Annotated in this window: 18 protein-coding genes; 13 read left to right on the plus strand and 5 right to left on the minus strand. The window is 41.1% G+C overall.

The features are described 5' to 3' along the window. Positions 1–282: 282 nt before the first annotated feature. The 7 genes from A9970_RS10680 to lipB all read left to right on the plus strand — a co-directional run bounded on the left by A9970_RS10680 (position 283) and on the right by lipB (position 11,055). The gene (locus A9970_RS10680; protein ID WP_182982252.1) at positions 283–3,342 is read left to right on the plus strand and encodes a SusC/RagA family TonB-linked outer membrane protein; all 3,060 of its coding nucleotides are present in this window, start codon (positions 283–285) and stop codon (positions 3,340–3,342) included. Between the two features lie 10 nt (positions 3,343–3,352). Next, positions 3,353–5,023 (plus strand): RagB/SusD family nutrient uptake outer membrane protein, encoded by a 1,671-nt coding sequence (locus tag A9970_RS10685; RefSeq protein WP_182982253.1) that lies wholly within the window; start codon positions 3,353–3,355, stop codon positions 5,021–5,023. 263 nt (positions 5,024–5,286) lie between these two features. After that, a complete protein-coding gene (locus tag A9970_RS10690) occupies positions 5,287–5,697 on the plus strand; it encodes a hypothetical protein (RefSeq protein WP_182982254.1) in 411 nt (136 codons plus the stop codon). 45 nt (positions 5,698–5,742) lie between these two features. Beyond that, positions 5,743–6,456, plus strand: a complete 714-nt coding sequence (locus tag A9970_RS10695; protein WP_182982255.1) for a hypothetical protein — start codon at positions 5,743–5,745, stop codon at positions 6,454–6,456. A gap of 36 nt (positions 6,457–6,492) precedes the next feature. Next, complete coding sequence (recG, locus tag A9970_RS10700; RefSeq protein ID WP_182982256.1) at positions 6,493–8,598, plus strand: ATP-dependent DNA helicase RecG; 2,106 nt, start codon at positions 6,493–6,495, stop codon at positions 8,596–8,598. Positions 8,599–9,108: 510 nt separating this feature from the next. Further along, positions 9,109–10,299, plus strand: coding sequence for a GTPase HflX (gene hflX, locus A9970_RS10705; RefSeq protein WP_182982257.1), 1,191 nt, complete (start codon positions 9,109–9,111; stop codon positions 10,297–10,299). A gap of 60 nt (positions 10,300–10,359) precedes the next feature. Continuing rightward, positions 10,360–11,055, plus strand: coding sequence for a lipoyl(octanoyl) transferase LipB (gene lipB / locus A9970_RS10710; protein WP_153844393.1), 696 nt, complete (start codon positions 10,360–10,362; stop codon positions 11,053–11,055). 182 nt (positions 11,056–11,237) lie between these two features. Here lipB and A9970_RS10715 read toward each other — a convergent pair whose 3' ends face one another. After that, positions 11,238–12,458, minus strand: coding sequence for a hypothetical protein (locus tag A9970_RS10715; protein WP_182982258.1), 1,221 nt, complete (start codon positions 12,456–12,458; stop codon positions 11,238–11,240). 288 nt (positions 12,459–12,746) lie between these two features. Here A9970_RS10715 and A9970_RS10720 point away from each other — a divergent pair, with 288 nt between their 5' ends. Both A9970_RS10720 and A9970_RS10725 read left to right on the plus strand, forming a co-directional pair. Next, entirely contained in the window at positions 12,747–12,965 is a 219-nt protein-coding gene (locus tag A9970_RS10720) for a hypothetical protein (RefSeq protein WP_182982259.1), read from the plus strand. Then, positions 12,947–13,231 carry a Txe/YoeB family addiction module toxin gene (locus A9970_RS10725; RefSeq protein WP_182982260.1) on the plus strand — a complete coding sequence of 95 codons (285 nt, stop codon included), beginning with the start codon at positions 12,947–12,949 and terminating at the stop codon, positions 13,229–13,231. The genes A9970_RS10720 and A9970_RS10725 overlap by 19 nt, the downstream gene beginning before the upstream one ends. A 186-nt stretch (positions 13,232–13,417) precedes the next feature. On the opposite strand, the gene A9970_RS10730 is transcribed toward A9970_RS10725, so the two are convergent. Together A9970_RS10730 and A9970_RS10735 are read right to left on the minus strand one after the other, a co-directional pair. Then, positions 13,418–13,798 (minus strand): hypothetical protein, encoded by a 381-nt coding sequence (locus A9970_RS10730; protein ID WP_182982261.1) that lies wholly within the window; start codon positions 13,796–13,798, stop codon positions 13,418–13,420. 28 nt (positions 13,799–13,826) lie between these two features. Continuing rightward, on the minus strand, positions 13,827–14,243 hold the full coding sequence (locus A9970_RS10735; protein WP_182982262.1) for a hypothetical protein: 417 nt from the start codon (positions 14,241–14,243) through the stop codon (positions 13,827–13,829). A gap of 190 nt (positions 14,244–14,433) precedes the next feature. Between A9970_RS10735 and A9970_RS10740 the strand changes: the two genes are divergently transcribed. From A9970_RS10740 to A9970_RS10750, 3 genes are read left to right on the plus strand one after another with little or no spacing between them, the layout of a single operon-like run. Further along, positions 14,434–15,705 carry a hypothetical protein gene (locus A9970_RS10740; RefSeq protein WP_182982263.1) on the plus strand — a complete coding sequence of 424 codons (1,272 nt, stop codon included), beginning with the start codon at positions 14,434–14,436 and terminating at the stop codon, positions 15,703–15,705. A 23-nt stretch (positions 15,706–15,728) separates the two neighbouring features. Continuing rightward, positions 15,729–17,423, plus strand: a complete 1,695-nt coding sequence (locus A9970_RS10745) for a HEPN domain-containing protein (RefSeq protein ID WP_182982264.1) — start codon at positions 15,729–15,731, stop codon at positions 17,421–17,423. A 25-nt stretch (positions 17,424–17,448) separates the two neighbouring features. Continuing rightward, complete coding sequence (locus tag A9970_RS10750) at positions 17,449–17,997, plus strand: YcxB family protein (protein ID WP_182982265.1); 549 nt, start codon at positions 17,449–17,451, stop codon at positions 17,995–17,997. A 19-nt stretch (positions 17,998–18,016) separates the two neighbouring features. On the opposite strand, the gene A9970_RS10755 is transcribed toward A9970_RS10750, so the two are convergent. After that, positions 18,017–18,655 (minus strand): NAD-dependent epimerase/dehydratase family protein, encoded by a 639-nt coding sequence (locus tag A9970_RS10755; RefSeq protein ID WP_182982266.1) that lies wholly within the window; start codon positions 18,653–18,655, stop codon positions 18,017–18,019. A 75-nt stretch (positions 18,656–18,730) separates the two neighbouring features. Then, a complete protein-coding gene (locus A9970_RS10760) occupies positions 18,731–20,308 on the minus strand; it encodes a Na+/H+ antiporter (protein ID WP_182982267.1) in 1,578 nt (525 codons plus the stop codon). 173 nt (positions 20,309–20,481) lie between these two features. Between A9970_RS10760 and A9970_RS10765 the strand changes: the two genes are divergently transcribed. Next, positions 20,482–20,853: a hypothetical protein gene (locus A9970_RS10765; protein ID WP_153844404.1), complete on the plus strand. Its 372-nt coding sequence runs from the start codon at positions 20,482–20,484 to the stop codon at positions 20,851–20,853.

A 20,853-nucleotide genomic window follows, 5' to 3' on the forward strand; every position in this document is an offset into this window, starting at 1 on the left:
AAAAAACACCTTATATGTATCATTTTTGTTTCATAAAATTTTTGATTTTTGCTCAACTATAGTAAATTAGATCTTTATTAAGGGAAATCACAGCGCTCTTTCTTCCTATAACTAGGTATTGAATAGCATAAACACTATTACAAATAATCACTTATTTTGCCCCCCGATTATTCAATATCTTCTCTTCTAACCAAAATGCTAAATGGAATTAGCCCATTTCATTAAAAATTTCACCGTTATGAAAATATGTATATAAAAAACTGAATATAACACATATACTATATGAATAACAAATTATACTCTACATTAAGGGTGTTAGGTATTGTTCCAACAATGCTTTTTTCAGCATCTTTATTGCACGCGCAAACCAACCAGGTAAAGGGAACGGTTGTAGACGCTAAAACCAAAGCTCCTATTCCAGGTGCCACAATCAAAGTATTGGGCACTTCCAACGCAAGTTCTACGGATGTTAAAGGTGCATTTCAGATCAATGTCGACGACAAAAACCGCATACTAAACATCAGTACGGTCGGTTACGAAAATAAAACGGTTACATTGGGCCCTGGAGAAACGACAGTAACGGTGAGTTTGGAAGAACAAACCCAACAACTGGAAAGTGTAGTCGTTACTGCTTTGGGTATTAGCCGTGCACAAAAATCATTAACATACTCTACGCAACAGGTCAGTGGTGACGAATTAAACAAAGTTAAAAGCACCAACTTGGCGAATAATTTAAATGGTAAAGTCGCCGGTGTTAACATTGCTTCCAGCTCTTCTGGACCAGGTGGTTCAGCAAAAGTTATTTTGCGTGGTAACAAATCGGCTTCCGGCAACAACCAGGTACTTTATGTTGTCGATGGGGTTCCAATCAATAACCAGACATTGGCAAGTCAGCCAGACAACGTTTTCGGTGGACAACGTGATGGTGGCGACCCTATTTCATTGATCAACCCAGAAGATATCGAAAACATTTCGGTATTAAAAGGAGCATCTGCGGCGGCATTATATGGTAGCCAAGCAGCCAACGGCGTTATCTTGGTAACAACAAAATCAGGTAAACAAGGTCGCACAACGATCAACTTCTCATCAAGTGCACAGATCGAACAAGCTGTATCAACACCTAAATTCCAAAACCAATATGGTCAAGGTTCGGGTGGTAAAAACAGTAACACCAGTGTATTTAGCTGGGGCGACAAAACCAATGGCGCCAACTATGATAATGTAGGTGAATTTTTCCGCACAGGTAGCAACTTCACCAATTCATTGACATTGTCTGGAGGTAACGAAAAAAATCAAACGTACTTCTCTTATGCAAATACGCTTGCAAAAGGTATTCTTCCAGAAAATGACCTGATGCGTCACAATTTCAACCTTAAGGAGAGTGCTTCATTTTTTGATAATAAGTTGACTGTTGAAGGTAGTGCCAATTACATTACCCAAAAATTGGATAATGCGCCTAGTTCGGGCTTTTATTACAATCCATTGGTTGGAACTTATCTATTACCACGAAGCTTAAATATCGCAGACTACAAAAATTACGAAACCTTTAATACAAGTCGCAATCTGAATGAACAAAACTGGTTCAGCCTGAGCGATAGCCCTACAACACAACAAAATCCATGGTGGATCGTCAATAGAAACCCTACTCAATCAACCCGAAACCGTTTGCTTTTAAATGGTAGCGCAAAATATAAGGTTGCCCCATGGATCAGCATTCAAGCCAGAGGAAGTGTCGATCGTACTTCAGAGGTTTGGGACCGCAAAGTCTATGCGAGCACACCGAATCCTTTAGGAAAAACAAATGGTAACTATAATTACACAAATACGACCATTACACAACAATATGGTGATGTGGTTGCCAACATGAACTTTAATGTCAGTGATAAATTTCAGATTACTGGATTGGTCGGAACAAGTATCACAGACTGGAAAACCGAAGGTGTAGATTTTAACACAGGTATTGATGGATTAAAAATCCCCAATCAGTTCTTTATTCAGAACACAACAACTCCTGTGACTTCGACATTGTCGGCTAATCGGAGACAATTACAATCGGTATTTGCATCAGCCAACTTAGCTTATGACAACTGGATCTATTTAGATCTGACGGCGAGAAACGACTGGTCTAGTACTTTAGCTTTCACAGGAACAAAATCTTTCTTTTACCCTTCTGCGGGATTGGGTGTCGTATTGAACGACAAGTTAAACTTGCCTGAATTTGTCAATATGGCCAAAGTTCGTGGTTCATATGCGGTAGTGGGCAACGACTTGCCTCCATATACCAGTTTATTAACAAACACGGTGAATCCATATGCAGTATTGACAGTCAATGACATTGCTTTCTTAAAAACATTAAAGCCTGAAAAAACCAAATCTTTTGAGATCGGTACAGAATGGCGTATGTGGAACAACCGTTTGAATGTGGATGTTACGTATTACAAAACAAACACGACGAATCAATTCTTCAAAGTTGCTGCTAGCCAAGCTTCGTTAAACAAGCAATATGCGATTAATGCGGGCGATATCCAAAACCAAGGTGTTGAAGCATTGGTATCATTGGATGCTATTAGAAATGACAATTTCAAATGGACAACAAGCGTCAACTTCACCTACAATAAAAACAAAATAAAGAAACTAGCTGATGCTGTTCCTGAATTTAATCTAACTGGTGAAAATCAAAACAACTTTGCTTCCAAACTTGAAGTAGGTGGTTCTTTTGGTGATATTTACGGGCAAGATTTTGTTCGCGATGGTGAAGGAAGGATTATTATTTCTGAAGATGGTATTCCTCAAAAAACCAATGCCTATACGAAGCTAGGAAACTCGAATCCGATTTGGCAAATGGGCTGGAACAATAGTTTCAATTATAAAAATTTCAACTTAAGTTTCTTGATTGACGGCAAGTTTAATTATGATGTCATGTCAATTACACAGTCGGTAATGGATGGTTATGGCGTATCTGAGGCAACTGGAGCAGCCCGAGCAAATGGTGGTGTTGCTGTAAACGGCGTTACACCAAATGGAACTCCTGTTTCTGTCGTCGATGCTGAGAAATGGTATACATCAACTGGAGGTATAGGTCCTGTCAGCAGCCAATATATCTATGACGGAACAGTCGTGAGACTTCGTGAGTTGACCTTTGGCTATGACTTCAATATCAAAGATAGCTTTTTCAAAAAACTGCGTGTAAATGCTGTAGGAAGAAACCTATTCTACATTTCGAAAAAAGCGCCTTTTGACCCGGAAGTAACGATGTCAACAGGCAATTCGTTGAGCGGTGTGGATATCTTTATGATGCCTGCTACGCGTAATTACGGTCTTACATTAAATGCAACTTTCTAAACGATCAACAATGAAATTTAATATCAAACATATATCTAAATTCTCGCTTGCCCTGTTACTTCTCGGAGGAACATTGACCAGCTGTACAAAGAATTTCGAAGAATACAATAAAAACAATATTGGGCTTACCGACGAAGATTTAAAAGGTGATGGACAGGATCTTGTGCTTTTTCTCAGAAATGCACAAATGTCTATCTATAATTTTTCCGGTGCTGGAGACCCTAACTCCTATCAGGTACAACAAAACCTGAATGCAGACGTTTTTTCAGGCTTTTTCATGTCACCTACGCCTTTCAATAGCGGACAAAACAACCTGAATTATGCGATGGTTAATGGATGGAATGGCGAACCGTTCCAGGTCTTATATCTCAACGTTATCAAATCCATTGAGAAGCTAAAAAGCAATGGACTTGCAGAAACATATCCAGCACTATGGGGCTCCGCATTAGTGATAAAAGTAGAAGCGGCCAGTCGGGTGACAGATATCTATGGTCCTATTCCATATAGTAAAGTAGGTACTTCCAATACCGTTCCATACGACAAACAATCGGATGTATATGCTGCTTTCTTCAAAGAGCTTGATGAGGCTGTAACAGCATTGAAATCATACAAAGCAGATAGTCCAATGGCTGCTAAAATTGACCAGATCGACCTTGTATTTCCGAATACAGATAATCAGGTCAGATTTAAAAATTGGTTGAAAATTGCCAATTCATTGCGCCTTCGTTTAGCGATGCGTTTGGTTAAAATCGATGCGACATTAGCGAAAACACAGGCTGAAAAAGCATTGGATCCAGCAAATGGCGGTGTCTTGGAAAGCAATAGCGAAAACTTCAAGATCACTGTACCGGCAGATGGAACCTACAGCAATCCACTTTGGTTTATTTCCAAAAACTGGGCTGACACACGTATCAATGCGACGCTTTCGTCTTATATGACAGGATTAAATGACCCGCGTATCTCCAAATACATGGCACCCGTCATTAAAGATGCAACCACAACGGCTTTCGCTGGTAAATACATTGGAATCCGCACAGGAGCAGAGGGTATCGAAAAGGATAAATACCAAAAGCTATCGGCTTTGAATACCGAAGGTACAACGCCTACTTTCGTAGCGACAACAGCACCATTATTAATGACTGCTGCTGAGGTTTACTTCCTACGTGCCGAAGCAGCATTGAGAGGTTGGAACAATGCTGGCGGAACAGCACAATCACTTTATGAAAAAGGAGTGGAAACTTCCTTTACGCAATGGGGTGTAACATCAGGTTTAAGCACTTACCTAAATGATAATACAAGTAAGGCAGCAGCTTACGAGGATCCTTTTAATGCGAAGAATAACGCAGCTTCACCAAGCGCACTGACCATCAAATGGAATGAGGGAGCTACCAACGAAGAAAAATTGGAACGTATTATCACACAGAAATGGTTGGCGATCTTCCCTGAAGGACAAGAGGCTTGGAGTGAATTCCGTCGTACAGGATATCCACGTCTATTCCCAGTTGTTGTCAACAACAGTGGTGGACTGATCGATACTAAAATACAGATCCGTCGTTTACCGTTCCCACAAAATGAATACAATACAAATGCAGCCGAAGTACAATCCGCAATCTCCTTGTTGGGCGGACCTGACAACGGCGGTACCAGACTTTGGTGGGATGTAAATAAGGGTAATTTCTAATCGAGAAATCATCCGGAATAAATTCTCAAACGGGGCTGTCCAAAATGATTGGACAGCCCTCTTTTTATGCATTCTCTTCTCTTCTCTTCTCTTCTCTTCTCTTCTCTTCTCTTCTCTTCTCTTCTCTTCTCTTCTCTTCTCTTCTCTTCTCTTCTCACGGCTACTGCGACATACTCCAAGTTCCCTTAACAAAAACTTAATAGAGACCTCCTGTAGCAGAGATCAAAAATTACCCGTTTAGTTAAAAAACCAAAAAGAATATTATGAAAAATCTTTCCATTTTGGGTATGACCACCCTCTTAGCCTGCAGCCTGCTATTTGTTGTCTGTAAATCAGAATCACATTTGGAAAATCCCTACAAGGACAAAACAGAAAAGGAACTTGAGTCGCTTTCCAATGAGAAGTACCGCAAAATCGTTGCTTTTGCTAGCCCAAAATCATGTACTGACGCTACGGAATGGGAAATGTTGGAAATACGGACAGTGTGCGGAATAAGTTACCTCCCCTACCACAAATCTGTAGACAAAACAAAATTGCAGAATATGATCAATGACAACAACAAACTGATGGAAATATACCAGCCGATGATGGCGCCCAGAATAAATTGCACACCTTATCAAAAACCAACAGGTATTATCTGCAAAGAAGGGCAGGCAACAATTAAATACGAATAGACAGATTCTACACATAAAAATAGCAAAAACCCTAATTAACCAAACATGAAAAAAATAATCTTTATAGTCCCGATTATTGGACTTATACTCTTCTTTGCCTGTTCGAAAGATAGTTCTAAATCGTACGAATATTGGAATGAGCAAGTCAATGCAAAAGCGCAGGAACTCAACAAGCTGCTTGAATCTGTTCCCTGCACAAATATTGAAGAATTTGAAATTGTACAGCGTCCATATTATACATATTACCTAGTGCATTCTTCACTGAAAAACCAATTCGAAAAATTGAATCTCGAATTGGCTCATCTCCAAGATGAGCGAAATAAAGCCGCTGAACGTGAAGGAAAAACGTTCTATGATGCACAACGGCTATCAATGCCAATCCCCAATCCACCTGTTGGGAAAGTCTGTTATAGTGGTAAGGCCGCACTCCGTTTTGCCTACGATCTATCGCTTGAGGAAATCAACACAGAACTAGCCAAAAGACTCAAGGAGCTGAAAGAGTTCTATAAAGACGTGACCTGCTCGAATCCAAATGATTGGACCAGCCATTTTTTACGCACAGGCTGTTGTATGGAAGGAATTGCGGTACACAAAACCATCCGATCAACCGAGATGATAGAAAAAATAGAGCTCTATAACCGTCTCATGGAAAACAAGCTGCGTTTGGAGAAAACAACCTGTCAAGGGGACTGTCCAAATATGGCTAGACCAGTTCAATGCAGGGATGGAAAACCATTTGTAGAAGTATATAAATCGTAAAAATTAAATTTTTCGTAATTTAGCCATTCTAGAAGAATGGCTGAATTAAGTTTAATTACCCCCATAGAATACCTCAAAGGTGTAGGTCCACAAAAGGCAGATGTGCTCAAGAAAGAGTTGCAGGTATTTACCATTGGTGATCTACTGACGCAATATCCTTTCCGTTATATCGATCGTACGGAATTCCATAAAATTAGGAAACTCCACCCAGACATGATGGCAGCACAGGTCCTGGGCCGTCTGGTTTCTTTACAGCTCGTGGGTGAGAAAAAGACAAAACGCCTTGTCGGTTCATTCAAGGACGAAACCGGCTCCATGGAACTTGTCTGGTTTCAGTCTATCCCATGGCTCCAAAAATCACTGAAAGTAGGTTCGGCCTATATTATTTATGGCAAGCCGAGTGAATTCAATGGACAACTATCCATTACTCATCCCGAAATGGACCTGTACAACCCGCAGGTAAAACAGGTCGGCAATATGAGCTTACAGCCTGTATACTCTTCAACGGAGAAACTCAAAAAATTCAACCTTGATGCCAAAGGCATACAGCGGCTACAGCAGACTGCACTGGAAACCGTATTTCGCACTATAGGCGAATCGCTTCCCCAGGAAGTTCTCACTAAACATCGCCTCATTTCGCGGCAGCAGGCTTTCGCATCCATACACTTTCCAAGCGATCAAAAGGAGCTGAACCAAGCGATCAAACGCATCAAGTTTGAAGAACTATTCTTTATTCAGCTCAAGTTGCTCAACAACAAACAGCTCAATACCCAGAAGTTTAGAGGCCAGCGGTTCAATAAAGTCGGTGAAAAATTCAACACATTCTTTAATGAGCGCCTTCCGTTCCCGTTGACAGGCGCACAGAAGCGCGTTGTGAAGGAAATCCGTATCGATACCAATACAGGCGCGCAGATGAACCGTCTGGTGCAGGGTGATGTTGGCTCCGGGAAAACAGTTGTTGCCCTGATGAGCATGCTACTCGCTGTCGACAATGGATTTCAGGCCTGTATGATGGCTCCAACAGAAATCCTGGCGACACAGCATTATCATGGACTAAAGCAGCTCGTAGGCGATGACATCGTCAATATCAAGCTACTTACAGGCTCCACAAGCACGAAGGAACGTCGGTTGATCCACCAGGCACTGGAAGATGGCAGCTTAGATATTTTAATTGGCACCCATGCCCTGATCGAGGATAAGGTGCAGTTCAAAAACCTGGGCTTCGTTGTTATTGACGAACAGCACCGCTTCGGCGTAGAACAACGGGCCAAACTCTGGCGGAAGAATGTCATTCCACCGCATATGTTGGTCATGACAGCCACACCAATTCCACGGACATTGGCGATGACCATGTACGGCGACTTGGACATCTCCGTGATAGACGAGTTACCTGCGGGGCGTAAACCGATCAAGACTGTTCACTTTTTTGAAAGTTCACGTTTAAGGATGTTCGGCTTCATGCGCGAGGAGATCGCCAAAGGCAGGCAGGTCTACCTGGTATATCCCCTCATCAAGGAAAGCGAAAAACTGGATCTGATTTATTTAGAGGCAGGCCTTGAGAATTTGCAACGCGAATTTCCGCTACCACAATACAAGATCAGTATTGTTCACGGCAAGATGCCCGTAAAAGATAAAGACTTTGAGATGCAACGATTTGTCAAACATGAAACGCAGATCATGGTTGCCACCACCGTTATAGAGGTCGGAGTTAATGTTCCTAATGCATCGGTCATGGTCATTGAAAATTCCGAACGTTTTGGATTATCCCAGTTGCACCAATTGCGTGGCCGCGTAGGCCGTGGTGCCGAACAGTCTTTCTGTATCCTGATGTCGGGCAATAAGCTGAGCAAAGAAGGACGATTAAGGCTGGATACAATGGTGCGTACCAATGACGGGTTCGAGATTGCAGAAGTCGACCTACAGCTACGTGGTCCAGGCGATATATCGGGCACCCAACAGTCGGGTGTACTTGACCTCAAGATGGCGAACCTAGCGACAGATCAGGCATTGCTTACCGAATGCCGTAACACCGTCATTGCTATTTTCAAAGAAGACCCAACACTACAAAGCGAAAAGAATCATTTACTGCGAAGCTTCCTCGCCAGAAAATCCGATGGCATTGCTTGGGACAAGATTTCTTAACCGCATGTCATTTTCGCGACAAAAAACGGGGCCAGCAAATAAATCGATAACGTGTTTAAGTGAATAAACAGAGCGCATTGGAATCTAAAGGCCGCTCTTCAACATAAATAGGATACGAATTGTTGTTAATTAGCTTTTGAAGACAATTTATCTTTTTTGTATATAAAACCAAATTTATTTACTTTTGCATCATTATGAACATGATATAGAAAAATATCCCTTCTTTTACTAGGCAAAAGATGGCGACCGAACGCTTACATATTTTGAGTTGCCCTGGTAAGCAAATCACAGGAAATTTATTGGTTAATGGAGAATTATGTCATAATCGGCATCAGTCTTGTGTGGTGTACAAACGCATAAATTCTTAAATTTACCTTTTCAAACAAAAACCGGGCTTGCGAGCTCATTGAAAATAATTAAAAAGTGAACGTATAACAAGAGGTAGGCAATAGCGCACATTGCAAAGCTTAATGACCTGCCGACTTCACTTGAAAGACTTAATAGTACAAAATGGCCAGATTTAAAATACACGATACAGCTATAAAACCCGAAACAGCCGTCTTGGTGAGTGTCATCACGCCAAGTGTGACGGAGACAAAAGCAAAAGAATACTTGGAGGAACTTGAATTTCTTGTACAGACTGCCGGTGGTGAGACCAAAGGCATGTTTACACAGAAACTGGGCTTCCCCGATCGCGCTACATTTGTCGGTAGTGGAAAGCTGGAAGAAATAAAAGCATACGTCGAAGCCGAGGAAATCGACATCGTTGTTTTCGACGATGAGCTTTCACCTTCGCAGTTGCGTAATATTGAAAAAGAACTGAAACGCAAGATATTGGACCGCTCCAATCTCATCCTGGACATCTTTGCCCGTCATGCCAAAACTGCACAGGCGAAGACACAGGTGGAATTGGCACAGCTGCAATACCTTTTACCACGTTTGACCCGTATGTGGACCCACTTGGAACGTCAGCGCGGGGGTATTGGTATGCGCGGTCCGGGGGAGTCACAGATCGAGACTGATAGACGGATCATTCTGGACAAAATTTCCTTGTTCAAAGAACGCCTAAAAGCAATCGACAAGCAAAACGAGACACAACGAAAAAACCGTGGTGAGATGATCCGTGTAGCTTTGGTAGGTTATACCAATGTCGGAAAGTCGACGATCATGAATATGATCTCCAAGTCTGATGTATTGATCGAGAATAAACTTTTCGCAACATTAGATACTACAGTACGTAAAGTTGTTATCGACAACCTTCCTTTTTTGCTTTCAGATACCGTTGGTTTTATCCGCAAACTACCGCATCACTTGGTGGAATGTTTCAAATCCACATTGGATGAAGTTCGGGAAGCCGATGTCCTGATTCACGTAGTCGACATCTCGCATCCGAATTTTGAAGATCATATCCAGGCGGTAAACGAAACATTGAAGGACCTTAAAGCGCTGGACAAACCAGTGATTACGGTGTTCAACAAAATTGACCTTTATAAACCGGCGGTCGAAGAAGGACACGATGGCGAGGAGATCGAGGTAACGTTGGATGATTTCCGTAATTCCTGGATGGCAAAAAATTCAGATCCCGCAATCTTTCTGTCAGCAACAAATAAAACGAATATCGAAGAGTTCAAACAAAAACTTTACGATATCATTGTGGAGATGCACAATGAGCGTTACCCATACAATAACTTATTGTATTAATTTTGACAAACAATGCTGTGAATGGGCCTTATGTCCATTCACAGCTTAAAAAAATACAAAATGAACAAAGAGGTGCAGTTTCAAGATTGGGGTCTTGTCGATTATCAGGAAGCCTGGGATAGACAAGAATCCATCTTTAAGGGCGTATTGGACATTAAGCACGACAATAGGGTCAACGCGACAGCAACCAGTACCCCGAATTACTTGATCTTTACAGCACATCCCCATGTTTACACCTTAGGGAAAAGCGGGCACGAGGAATACTTGCTGTTAGATGAAAAAGGACTCGAAGAGAAAGAAGCCAAATTCTATAAGATCAACCGTGGCGGCGACATTACCTATCACGGTCCGGGACAGATTGTCGGTTACCCGATCCTGGATCTCGACAACTTCTTTACAGATATACATCTTTATCTGCGTACACTGGAAGAAGCGATCATACTGACCTGTGCTGATTTCGGTATCGAAGCCGGGAGATATACTGGATTTACCGGTGTATGGATAGAGCCCGATAAACCGACGGCACGCAAAATCTGTGCGATGGGGGTTCGCGCTTCACGCTGGGTGACCATGCATGGTTTTGCATTCAATGTCAACACAGACCTCGACTATTTTGGCAACATCATTCCTTGCGGTATCGACGATAAGGATGTAACGTCTTTAAAGCGGGAACTTGGCAAAGAAGTCGATATGGAAGACGTGAAAGAAAAATTGAAAGGCCATATTGCACAACTCTTTGAAATGCAAGTAGTCTAATTTAAGATTTCAATAACATCCAAAGGCCCTTTGAAAGCGGAGTTTTAATTCCCCTTCAAAGGGCCTTATTTTTTGAGCATCCCTGTTCCTCCTCGTTAATAAAATCCTTGCTAACATCACAAAGGAAGGACATTTTCAAACGCTTGGAAGTCTATACTTGACCCCTACACAATTTCGGAGTATTAACAATAATACATGCACTCATAGCTGGCCAGTTTCCCATCAACAAATCTGAATATAAATAATCCTGCATCGCTATTTTGAATATAGTACGTATGTGGTGTTGAAATCCAATCTGCCGAAAGCAATTCACCAAAGTGGTTTACAAAGTCTTTTTCTGCGTAATTGGCATCCATCCGCTCGTTGCCCATGACAATGGTTTCGCCATCACTAAAAAACAGCTTATACATCGTACCGACCACTTTCCCCTTATAGTTTTCTTCGAAGGCAACGATCATATTCGGTGTTTTATAGTAATACCGCGGCTCCCAGCCACATTCGGGCATATCGGGAATTTCGGAAACCCGTTGTAAAGCCAGTTGCTTCATCTGCGCATCCGTAATCTTGCCGTCAGCTAACGACACTCCTTTCCATTCGAAATGGAAATTCAGCGCTTTCAGTTTCTTGGCATAAACTTCGGACTGGAGCTCATTTTGGAATTTATTGGCCAAGAGTAATTCAAAGTCTATATCAACTTTGGGATCTGCTATTCCCGCTTGTCCATAGGATTCCTTCCAATAGGTAAGGGCCTGTTTTAATTTGGGATACTTGGTCCACCCGATCTCACGCAGGCGGCCAACTGCTGCCAGCTCTTTCTCCTGGTCCTTTCCTTTTACGGCCAGATATTCTCTTAGCACCTTGTCATACGTTAGTTCAGATCCCAAAAACTTCATCTGAATATACTCCGGACTTTCATGAAAGTGGTCTCCAATGTAGACCCATCCATCTGTGTAGAGCGGCACATAATCGATACATACCATTTCATTGAGCCCGGCCCTACGCACAGCGGTACTTGTTGTATTAGGAGCCTTACGCACGCGCAATTGCGACACCTGCACATAGAAATGTGGGCATTGGGCATCTGTTGTTCCGCGATAGAAATATTGCTTTGGCTCGCCGGCAGATCTTTTTCCGAACATTGCACTTTTCAAAGGCTGACGGTCAATATAGCCGATATCCCCATTACTCACCTGCACCTTATACTGTGTATTGGTGGAATCTAGCAGGTAGACAGGTGCCTCCGTTGGGAAAACCCCCAAGAGGTCTTTACTGTTTCCTGCTTCACGGTAAAGGTGCCCCCATGTTGAGGTATACATTGGCCGTTGACCCGCTGGCTGTGCTACTGCCTGATGCACAAAACAAGCTAAAAGCAGACAGCATATAATAAATACTTTTTTCGACATAAAATTAATTCTTTGAATACATGACTAGTGGTCGTTCCATTGCGATCAACAGTAGGGAACGAGACATCTATAAATGCAACAGAAACTTTTCCTGGCTGCCGATCAAACACGCACCGTTGCAATAACGAAATTAAAACAAAAAAGAGGCCAATGAAATCACCGGAATCAGGTATTTTTATTATAACCCGCCTCTGCGACATGCTATTCATTTGTAAACTAACAAAATAGTTTTCGTATCTTTGTAAGTAGAGTATAAAGTTTGACCGCTAGAATTAAAAAGGCAAGATTATGACAACAACAGTATTTTCATTTGAATATTCTTCCAGTTCTTCGGAAAGAAAAAAAATCATTGCTGTTCTGAAGGCCCTTGGCGTGAAAAATGTCTCTATTCAGGAAAAAGAGCTCCCATCGGATCTATCACAACTGATCGAGGAAGGGAGAAATGATTTAAAGGAAGGGAAGACAAAAACTGTAACAGCCAAGAATATATGGGACAGTATCAAATAGAACTCTCGGTAAAAGCACAGAAAGATCTTCTTCAAATAAAGAAGCGAGGAAGCAAAATCGATATGAGTAAGGTCGTAAAACTCCTAGAAGAATTAGAGAACCACCCGAGGACAGGAACCGGCCTTCCTAAACCACTCCGAAATAATGGCGATGCAGAAATATGGAGTAGACGACTGAACCAAAAAGATCGAATCATATATGAAATAATTGATTCTAAAATCATAGTATTAGTGTTCAGCTTTATAGGCCATTATGATGATAAGTAAACATAATTATCATCATCGATCTTTAAAAAAAATATTTTACCTTAAATCTATATTACCGACCTATACCGTATCTGCGGTGATATACCCCTCGTATCAATTCAGTAAAATTTGGTGTAGTCGATTAACTAAAAAGACCGAGTCCTTTACGAAATACCATTTATATAATACGCTTCCGTGGGATTGAGGCTACTTTTTGTTTAATAAACTCACCTGTCCTTCCAATGACTGGATTGTTTTTTCCTGTGCCTTGACCGTTTGCTCTAAGGCATTGACCAGCTGCTTATAAATTCCGAGGCCTTCGGCTGTAGCTGGAGCAGTTTCGGCAGGTGGAGCACTTACTACATTTCTCTCATCCTTCCGCATCATAGTTCCTTCGCCCATCAATAACCAGGCTGGACTAATATCGGGATGCCTGGACAGTATAGCAACCATGGCATCCGAACTGAGTGCAGTATTTTTCTGCCCTCCCTTAAAGTTTGCATAGGAAAGTTGCACATCTTTGAAAAACTCAGTTTTGCTGATTCCTTTGGTTTCAGCAATAAGCAGCACACGTTCCTTTACATTCACCGATACCCGTTTTTTAAATACAGACTGTTTATTTATTTCTTAAAGACTTTATTTCCTGCTCTTGAATCGACAATAATCGCTCCAACGAAATAATTGTCTTCTCCTGAGATTTAATAGTGATATTTTGTGACGATATAACCTGTTTTAAGGAATTGACAACGGCATTAGTAACGCCTTCAATTTCATTTGTCAGATAGCCTTCCTGTTCCTCTTCCTGAGCAAGAACAGGCTTTAGCATCTCGCCTTCGCCTTTTAACAACCATTCGGAAGAATATGCTGGATATTTTTCAACAATACTAACTAACCATTTCGCCTGTACATCTGTATTGTTGGTTAAGGCACGTGTAAATACACCTCTACTAGCTCCAACGGCAGTTTCAAAGGCTGTTACGCTCAGTCCTTCTCTATCTGCAATAACTTTAATTCTCGTTAAAAAAGAACTCATAATCAATAATTATCAATATAAAATTTGTTTAATCGAAAATTAGTGTTTAAATTAGCTTAATTATTGATAATTATAAACACAACATTAACCAAAAAAACTTACAAATGAAACCGATAAGGCTTTGGATCAGGTGCACGGATCGTTATTAGCCCTACGCAGCAGTTTCATCAACTTTAAAACATATAATCTGATGAAAAATACGCAAAAGAAACTAAAAGCGAAACATTTTCGCTATTTAACCCAAGAATACATCGAGGATCCGATGAAATATCTTATAGAGTTCTTTGAAAGCGAAACATCCATACCTGACTGGTTAGCAGACCTAAATATGCTAATCAACGCGGCTTCAAACGCAAAGATGAACCCACCACGTTCCTCTATCGGATATCTTACCAAAAAATTAATTGAACAGGTAGAATTGGCATATGTCATTTTTAGGAAATGTAAACTAAAAACAATAGAACAACCGCTGAAGTTCAACAAAGGCGTTTCAGACTACTGGAATAAGCTATTAGCAATAGACTCATCGGCAAGCAATATTGACACAGCAGCAGATAGCATTAGCCGTTTTTTTTCTTATGAGTCTTTACAACAATGGTACGACATTCTTGATGATTTATGGATAAGTTTAGGAGACAGAGATAACGGCTTTTTAGGCAATAACGGTCATGAAATACTTGCTGTAAAAGAATTCTTACTGCGTCTAGCGACTTCTCTCGGAAAGATCTATGAAAATAAAATACTTCCAGACTATGTTAAAGAAAATCAAGAAGACATTGCAGATGAGCAGCGCCAAACCCAGCAATCTTTGGACGAAACAGAAGACGAAATACTTCATCCAAAAAAACGCATCATATCGCCCGACTGGCTTGCTTCCCAATCTTATTCCATCTCAGCATTAAAAGACTTCTTTGATAGAGACGATCTAAATGGATGGCGAGAAGATATCCGATATTGGTACCAAACGGTCATCGACGAAAAAGAATTCTGGTCTGCTGATCATGAAAACAGTAAATTTTCGGGGGCAAATCTACTCTTTAACTATGCTTGCCTTTACGCCTTATTGGAGATGTTATCCAATAAATCTGAGGAATCCTCTAATCTACCAATCGGTATGGACAATTCATTTTCGATATTGCCCGAATGCCAATCAGTTTTGATTAGGCATGCAAAAGAGGAGATTATACTTTATTATGTATCGAATGAAGAACTAGACAATCCTTTGTCAGCACTATTGGCAACAGTTAAAACATACGATCAACAAGAATGGAATGAAATCTTGTATGAATGGATCAACTATGGCCTCGCCAAAAACCGATATACCGGCGCCTATTCAGATTACGGTACACGAATTTACCAGACTATGATCAAAATAATAGAACTCGCCTATTTAACAGCTTTTTCTGAAGAGATAGAATCTCTCAATCAAAAACAGACAGCTCTTCTAGAAACAGAAATATAAAGCCCATTTATTCAATCCATATTATGAACACCGATATTAACCCTATTATCGAGGCAATCCTTCGTGCTGTTGCCGTCGATGAAATTTACCAATGGACTTTTGACCACGATAGTAAAAAGTATCAGATGCTGCAGATTAATATAGCATCAAATACAGGAACGCGACATTCGGATCCCCGTAGCCTGATTAACAAAATCGTCAAAAACCGGCCATCAGACTTATATATCAAAGTGTGCCTTACGCACGAAGCACAAAAACAACTGGATCTCGGACAGGCTCGCACTTATCTGATCTACCAGCCTGAAAATCGAGTTTATCAAAATCCGGTGCAAGAAATCCCACTGATCTTTCCGAATTATACAGCTATGGAGATTATCGAAAAAACACGGACATATATCGATAAGGAAAAGGGCAAGATTCGATCTTTTATAGATGGCTACAATTTCTATTTCGAGCATAAAAATTATGCACATGCAGCCTTTATGCTACATCAGGCCATCGAACTATCCTTGAAAACCGCAGAACATATCCTTTTAAATGATGATCGAAAATCACATTCGCTTACAGGTAGTATGGGCTACCTTAAAACTTTTGACTCCAAACTGGCGAGACTAATCGACAACAAAGAAGAAAAACAAGCCTTAGCTAAAATCGATGAAGCTTATATTGGTTATCGTTATAATCAAGACTATTTTATCGATGAAGCTGTATTAGAAACAGGCTATCAAATTTTAATAAACACGTTAAACTGGATCTACGATTATTCCAATCTTTTATTCGAAGAAATTAAGTCAAAACTTAACCCAGTCCCAGTTGCTAACAATGAAGTTGAAAATTGCAAAAATAACAATGAAATATACAAACAAAACTATTGTAACGCCAATTATCGAGACCTCATTTTAAACGCTATAGAGCGCTATTGCACGCCTGCGCTGGTAGTATGTTTCGGTTATGATTCTGATCATCACAACTATCAGAATGCACTCCGAAGGACAAAAAATGATTGTATCACGCATGCCTACTATATTTTTGTCGCTTATGATATTTTAAGCGCTGAGATCAATAATCTAACGCAGCTCATAACGGATTTGCTCCCCAACAATGTATCGCTTACGCTCGCCCCTGAAAACACCACCGCTTTCAGCAAACAGCTTTCAAAGGGTCATCCCTTTTTTCTTTCGCTCCTGAAAGCCGGCGACATCTGGTTTCAGAATCCATCAATAGCAAATATCGATCTGGAAAGCATCGTTGCCCCACAGCTTAATCTGGATTATGTACATCAACAATGGAAGACGCGCTATAATAATGCGCGCACATTATATTTACCCTACGAGGAAGACTGGTCGTCAATAAGCATCGAGGCCACATATTATATGCTATCGCAAGCGTTGGAGCAGGCTTGTCTCGGGGTAATCAATTCCGTCATCCAATACAAACCGCAACGTGTCAACCTGACTTTTCTGATGACGCTCTGCAAATTGATAGTCCCTAATGCCTACGCAACATTTTGCCTAGATCATGAGGATCATCTTCACGCCTTTAAAAACATTACGGAAGCACAACAGCAATTTAGGCACAATGCAAATTACCAAGCGAATCCGCTAACCATTCTAAGATTACAGGAACTCACCAAAGCGTTTATCGAAAAATGTAACAATGAGATGGAAATCTATTTTGAGAAAATTTCCAGCCAACAGCTGCTCGAAAAAATCGAATAATCCAAAAATTTGATATTTTTATCTTATGAAAGAACTGAAACTAACACTTTCCGAACAGGATCAATTGGAAGCCATACTTTTTAGCATGTCCAAATCTCCACAGATCATCAAAGCCCGTAAGAATGCTCGCTTACTTTTCTTGTTGTTGATGCTGATCCTCGCAGTTCCCTTCTTTTATTATGAAAAATTTCTGGCAATTCTAATTATCCTTGTCGGCCTACTCGCGTTCCTATTTTTTCAAAAATACCTGGGAATATACTATAAAAGATATGGCACCAGATATGTCAGGAGCCAAGAGTTCAAAAACCGCATCGGCCTTGTCCATACCATCACTTTTGAAGATGATCATCTGGAAATCAAAAGTGATCAAATGGAAGCCAAATATCAATTCAACCAATTTGAATATATAACGGAAACGTCCTCGGCTTTTTTTATAAAATTAAAAATGGCTGACCAATTATTTTTTCCAAAAAATCAACTATCAGAAATCGCTGAATTCAAAGTTTTCCTGCAGCAACTTTGTCAGCGTCTTCAAATAGACTATCGTGAAGAACTAAACTGGAAATGGGCATAACCATAACATCCCGAGCGGTTTAAGCCAAAGCGCGAATATCTTTAATCTCCAATATATTATTAACACCATCTCTTTCCACTGCATGTATCATCGCCCTTCCGACCTCATGCAAGGATAGTACTGCCGAAGGGGCAAAAAACTTGATGATTTTGGCCACAAAAGCAAAGGGATTGGCATGCTTTTGCCCTGCAACAGTCGTCATTGCCCCCGGTCTAAAGTTATACTCCTTTTTGAACGGTAATTTGGCCAGATCATTCTCTGTCTTTCCCTTAACCCTAGCCCACATCACCTTGCCTTGCTCCGTACTATCGGTGCTTCCGCCGGATACATAAATAAAACTGATCTCCGGATTAATTTCCAGCAGGGACTTTGCAAAAGCCAGTGTCGTATCATACGTAATATAACGGTACTTGTCTTCTTTCATTCCCACAGAACTCACACCTGCACAGTAAAAGCAGGCATCATATCCTGCAATCGCATCTCTAAATAGCGAAAGTTTAGTAAAGTCTTCAACCAAAAGTTCCTTCAATTTAGGATGTTGAATGGCCGCTGTACGACGCGAAATGCTCAGCACAGCTGTTACCTTTTCGTTTTGGAGGCATTCCAGCAAAACACCTTCGCCAACCATTCCGGTGGCTCCTGTTATGATTACTTTCATATTTTGTCGTGGCTCCTTTGGAGCCTTTAGTTATACAAGTATTATTCTCGTCGGTCGTTTTACACAACCAAATGGCTAAATCCGTCGCAATCGCTCTTCTTCCAAGTCGAGTTGATATAACTGCGAACGAACAATACCCTCATCAATGGTCGACTCACAGTTTAGCTTCTGAAGATACTCCCGTTGCACATCCAAAAGCTCCATAAATATCACTTTCGTTTTTTCGTTCATCCAGGAATCATCTGCCGCATTCACCTTTTCCTCCCAATGTTTCAAAATACGGTCCATAACATCGCGATTGTGCAGTTCTTTCTCATGTTTATCTTTTAGAAATTGGTAAACATGATGTTTTAACCCTTGCTTCATACGAGTACGAACCTGCTCTTCGGGCTCTTCTTCAAAAGTTTCAAATAGTCTGGTCCTTTTGATCAAGTACGGTAAGGTAAGCCCTTGTATCAAGAGCGTGGATAAGATCACTACAAAGGTGATAAATAAGATCAGGTTTCGCTGCGGAACAGCCACACCGTTCATAACAACAGGGATGGACAATGCTGCTGCCAGTGATACAACCCCGCGCATGCCGGTCCAGCCCAACAAAAGGGGCATTAGAAAACGCTGTTTGCGAGACCGTGACCTTGGCGCGACAGCAGGACGGAAAATTAGGGTAGCAATCATAGCCACATACGAGCTGATGATACGGGCAAGGATCAATACTGCCGTTACCAAAAGACCGTACCCTATAGCTTCCCGCAGTGAAGTTCCATTGGATCGCAGACCGTCAACAATCTCCGGAAGATCCAATCCAATAATAAAAAATACAATACCATTTAAGATAAATACAAAACTCTCCCAAACACTCAGACCCCGCACCCGGCTCGTACTATTGAGAAATGTCAACCGCTGACCGGACATCAAAAGACCTCCAGCAACAACAGCCAACACACCTGAACTATGGAATTGCTCCGCAATCCAATACATAAAGTAGGGTTCAATCAAGGTAAGTGCAATATCCGACGGCGCATCTGTCGGCAGGCGTTTGTGCGCCTGTATAAAGAACCAACCCAATAACAGGCCAATACCCACACCACCGACAAGCATCCAGATAAAGGATACCGCAGCTTGTCCCCATACAAATTGCCCTGTCCCAACGGCAATAAGGGCAAAACGGACAATGATCAAGGAAGAAGCATCATTTAATAGGCTTTCGCCTTCCAAGATAGCAGAAGTGGCTTTGGGAACTTTCACAAATTTCATAATCGCCCCCGTACTGACGGCATCCGGCGGTGACACAATGCCCCCCAACAGAAAACCCAGCGCTAGTGTAAACCCCGGTATATAATAATTGGCAACCACCGCAACGGAAAGTGCGGTAAAGAATACAACCAAGAAGGCAAAACTCCCTATAATGCGCCACCATTTCTTCATCTCCTTAAACGAAATAGACCAAGAGGCCTCGCAGAGCAGTGGTGGTAGAAAAATGAGGAAGATGACATCCGGATCAATTGTCACTACGGGCAAAGTGGGAATAAAACTGATCAATAGCCCCGCCAGAACCAAGAGAATGGGATAGGCTATCCGTAGTTTGGTGGCCCACATTTCGATCAATACGATGATCGCGATCATCGCGATAAATAACGGAAACAAGCTATGCATACGAGTTCATAATTTATGGATCCAGAGATATCCTTTTCCTAGTGTAAAGATCTCAAATGGAAATTAAAAAAACTCATGGTCATCTTATTTTTTTCTGTACCCTTATTTTAACAGCACTCTGTACCTAAACAGCATCCTGTACCCTTCTTAAATTAGCAAAAAGATTTATTCTTATGGCGACAACTGCAAATCAACCGTATCTGATCAGACAAGTGGATCTTTCTGATTTAGCGCTTATCAAAGAAATACTCAACAAAAAACAACTGGATACAGACTCGATAGGCATGCCTTTTATGGCACTCGATCAATGTAATCAATTAACAGCTTTTTCGTCCGTAACAATCTGCAAAAAAAATCTGTTATCGATCGAAATTACCTACGAAGCGCCTATTTCGGACACGCTCTCCAAAGTATTCACGGAAAAAGTACAATCCTTCTTCGAGCACCAGTTGATTGACCTATTTGGTTCGGAAGAATTGCTCAGAAAAGGAATCCATCGATATAACAACTGGTTAAATCAAAACAGAAACAGTAAATTAGCATAA

Origin of the sequence: Sphingobacterium sp. UME9 (genome assembly GCF_014170215.1) — a bacterium.
Classification (GTDB): domain Bacteria; phylum Bacteroidota; class Bacteroidia; order Sphingobacteriales; family Sphingobacteriaceae; genus Sphingobacterium; species Sphingobacterium paramultivorum.

Bases quoted from the DNA above. Each gene is read 5' to 3' on its own strand.
- A9970_RS10680 (WP_182982252.1), top strand. From the start codon at position 283: ATGAATAACAAATTATACTCTACATTAAGGGTGTTAGGTATTGTTCCA.
- A9970_RS10685 (WP_182982253.1), top strand. From the start codon at position 3,353: ATGAAATTTAATATCAAACATATATCTAAATTCTCGCTTGCCCTGTTA.
- A9970_RS10690 (WP_182982254.1), top strand. From the start codon at position 5,287: ATGAAAAATCTTTCCATTTTGGGTATGACCACCCTCTTAGCCTGCAGC.
- A9970_RS10695 (WP_182982255.1), top strand. From the start codon at position 5,743: ATGAAAAAAATAATCTTTATAGTCCCGATTATTGGACTTATACTCTTC.
- recG (WP_182982256.1), top strand. From the start codon at position 6,493: ATGGCTGAATTAAGTTTAATTACCCCCATAGAATACCTCAAAGGTGTA.
- hflX (WP_182982257.1), top strand. From the start codon at position 9,109: ATGGCCAGATTTAAAATACACGATACAGCTATAAAACCCGAAACAGCC.
- lipB (WP_153844393.1), top strand. From the start codon at position 10,360: ATGAACAAAGAGGTGCAGTTTCAAGATTGGGGTCTTGTCGATTATCAG.
- A9970_RS10715 (WP_182982258.1), bottom strand. From the start codon at position 12,458: ATGTCGAAAAAAGTATTTATTATATGCTGTCTGCTTTTAGCTTGTTTT.
- A9970_RS10720 (WP_182982259.1), top strand. From the start codon at position 12,747: ATGACAACAACAGTATTTTCATTTGAATATTCTTCCAGTTCTTCGGAA.
- A9970_RS10725 (WP_182982260.1), top strand. From the start codon at position 12,947: ATGGGACAGTATCAAATAGAACTCTCGGTAAAAGCACAGAAAGATCTT.
- A9970_RS10735 (WP_182982262.1), bottom strand. From the start codon at position 14,243: ATGAGTTCTTTTTTAACGAGAATTAAAGTTATTGCAGATAGAGAAGGA.
- A9970_RS10740 (WP_182982263.1), top strand. From the start codon at position 14,434: ATGAAAAATACGCAAAAGAAACTAAAAGCGAAACATTTTCGCTATTTA.
- A9970_RS10745 (WP_182982264.1), top strand. From the start codon at position 15,729: ATGAACACCGATATTAACCCTATTATCGAGGCAATCCTTCGTGCTGTT.
- A9970_RS10750 (WP_182982265.1), top strand. From the start codon at position 17,449: ATGAAAGAACTGAAACTAACACTTTCCGAACAGGATCAATTGGAAGCC.
- A9970_RS10755 (WP_182982266.1), bottom strand. From the start codon at position 18,655: ATGAAAGTAATCATAACAGGAGCCACCGGAATGGTTGGCGAAGGTGTT.
- A9970_RS10760 (WP_182982267.1), bottom strand. From the start codon at position 20,308: ATGCATAGCTTGTTTCCGTTATTTATCGCGATGATCGCGATCATCGTA.
- A9970_RS10765 (WP_153844404.1), top strand. From the start codon at position 20,482: ATGGCGACAACTGCAAATCAACCGTATCTGATCAGACAAGTGGATCTT.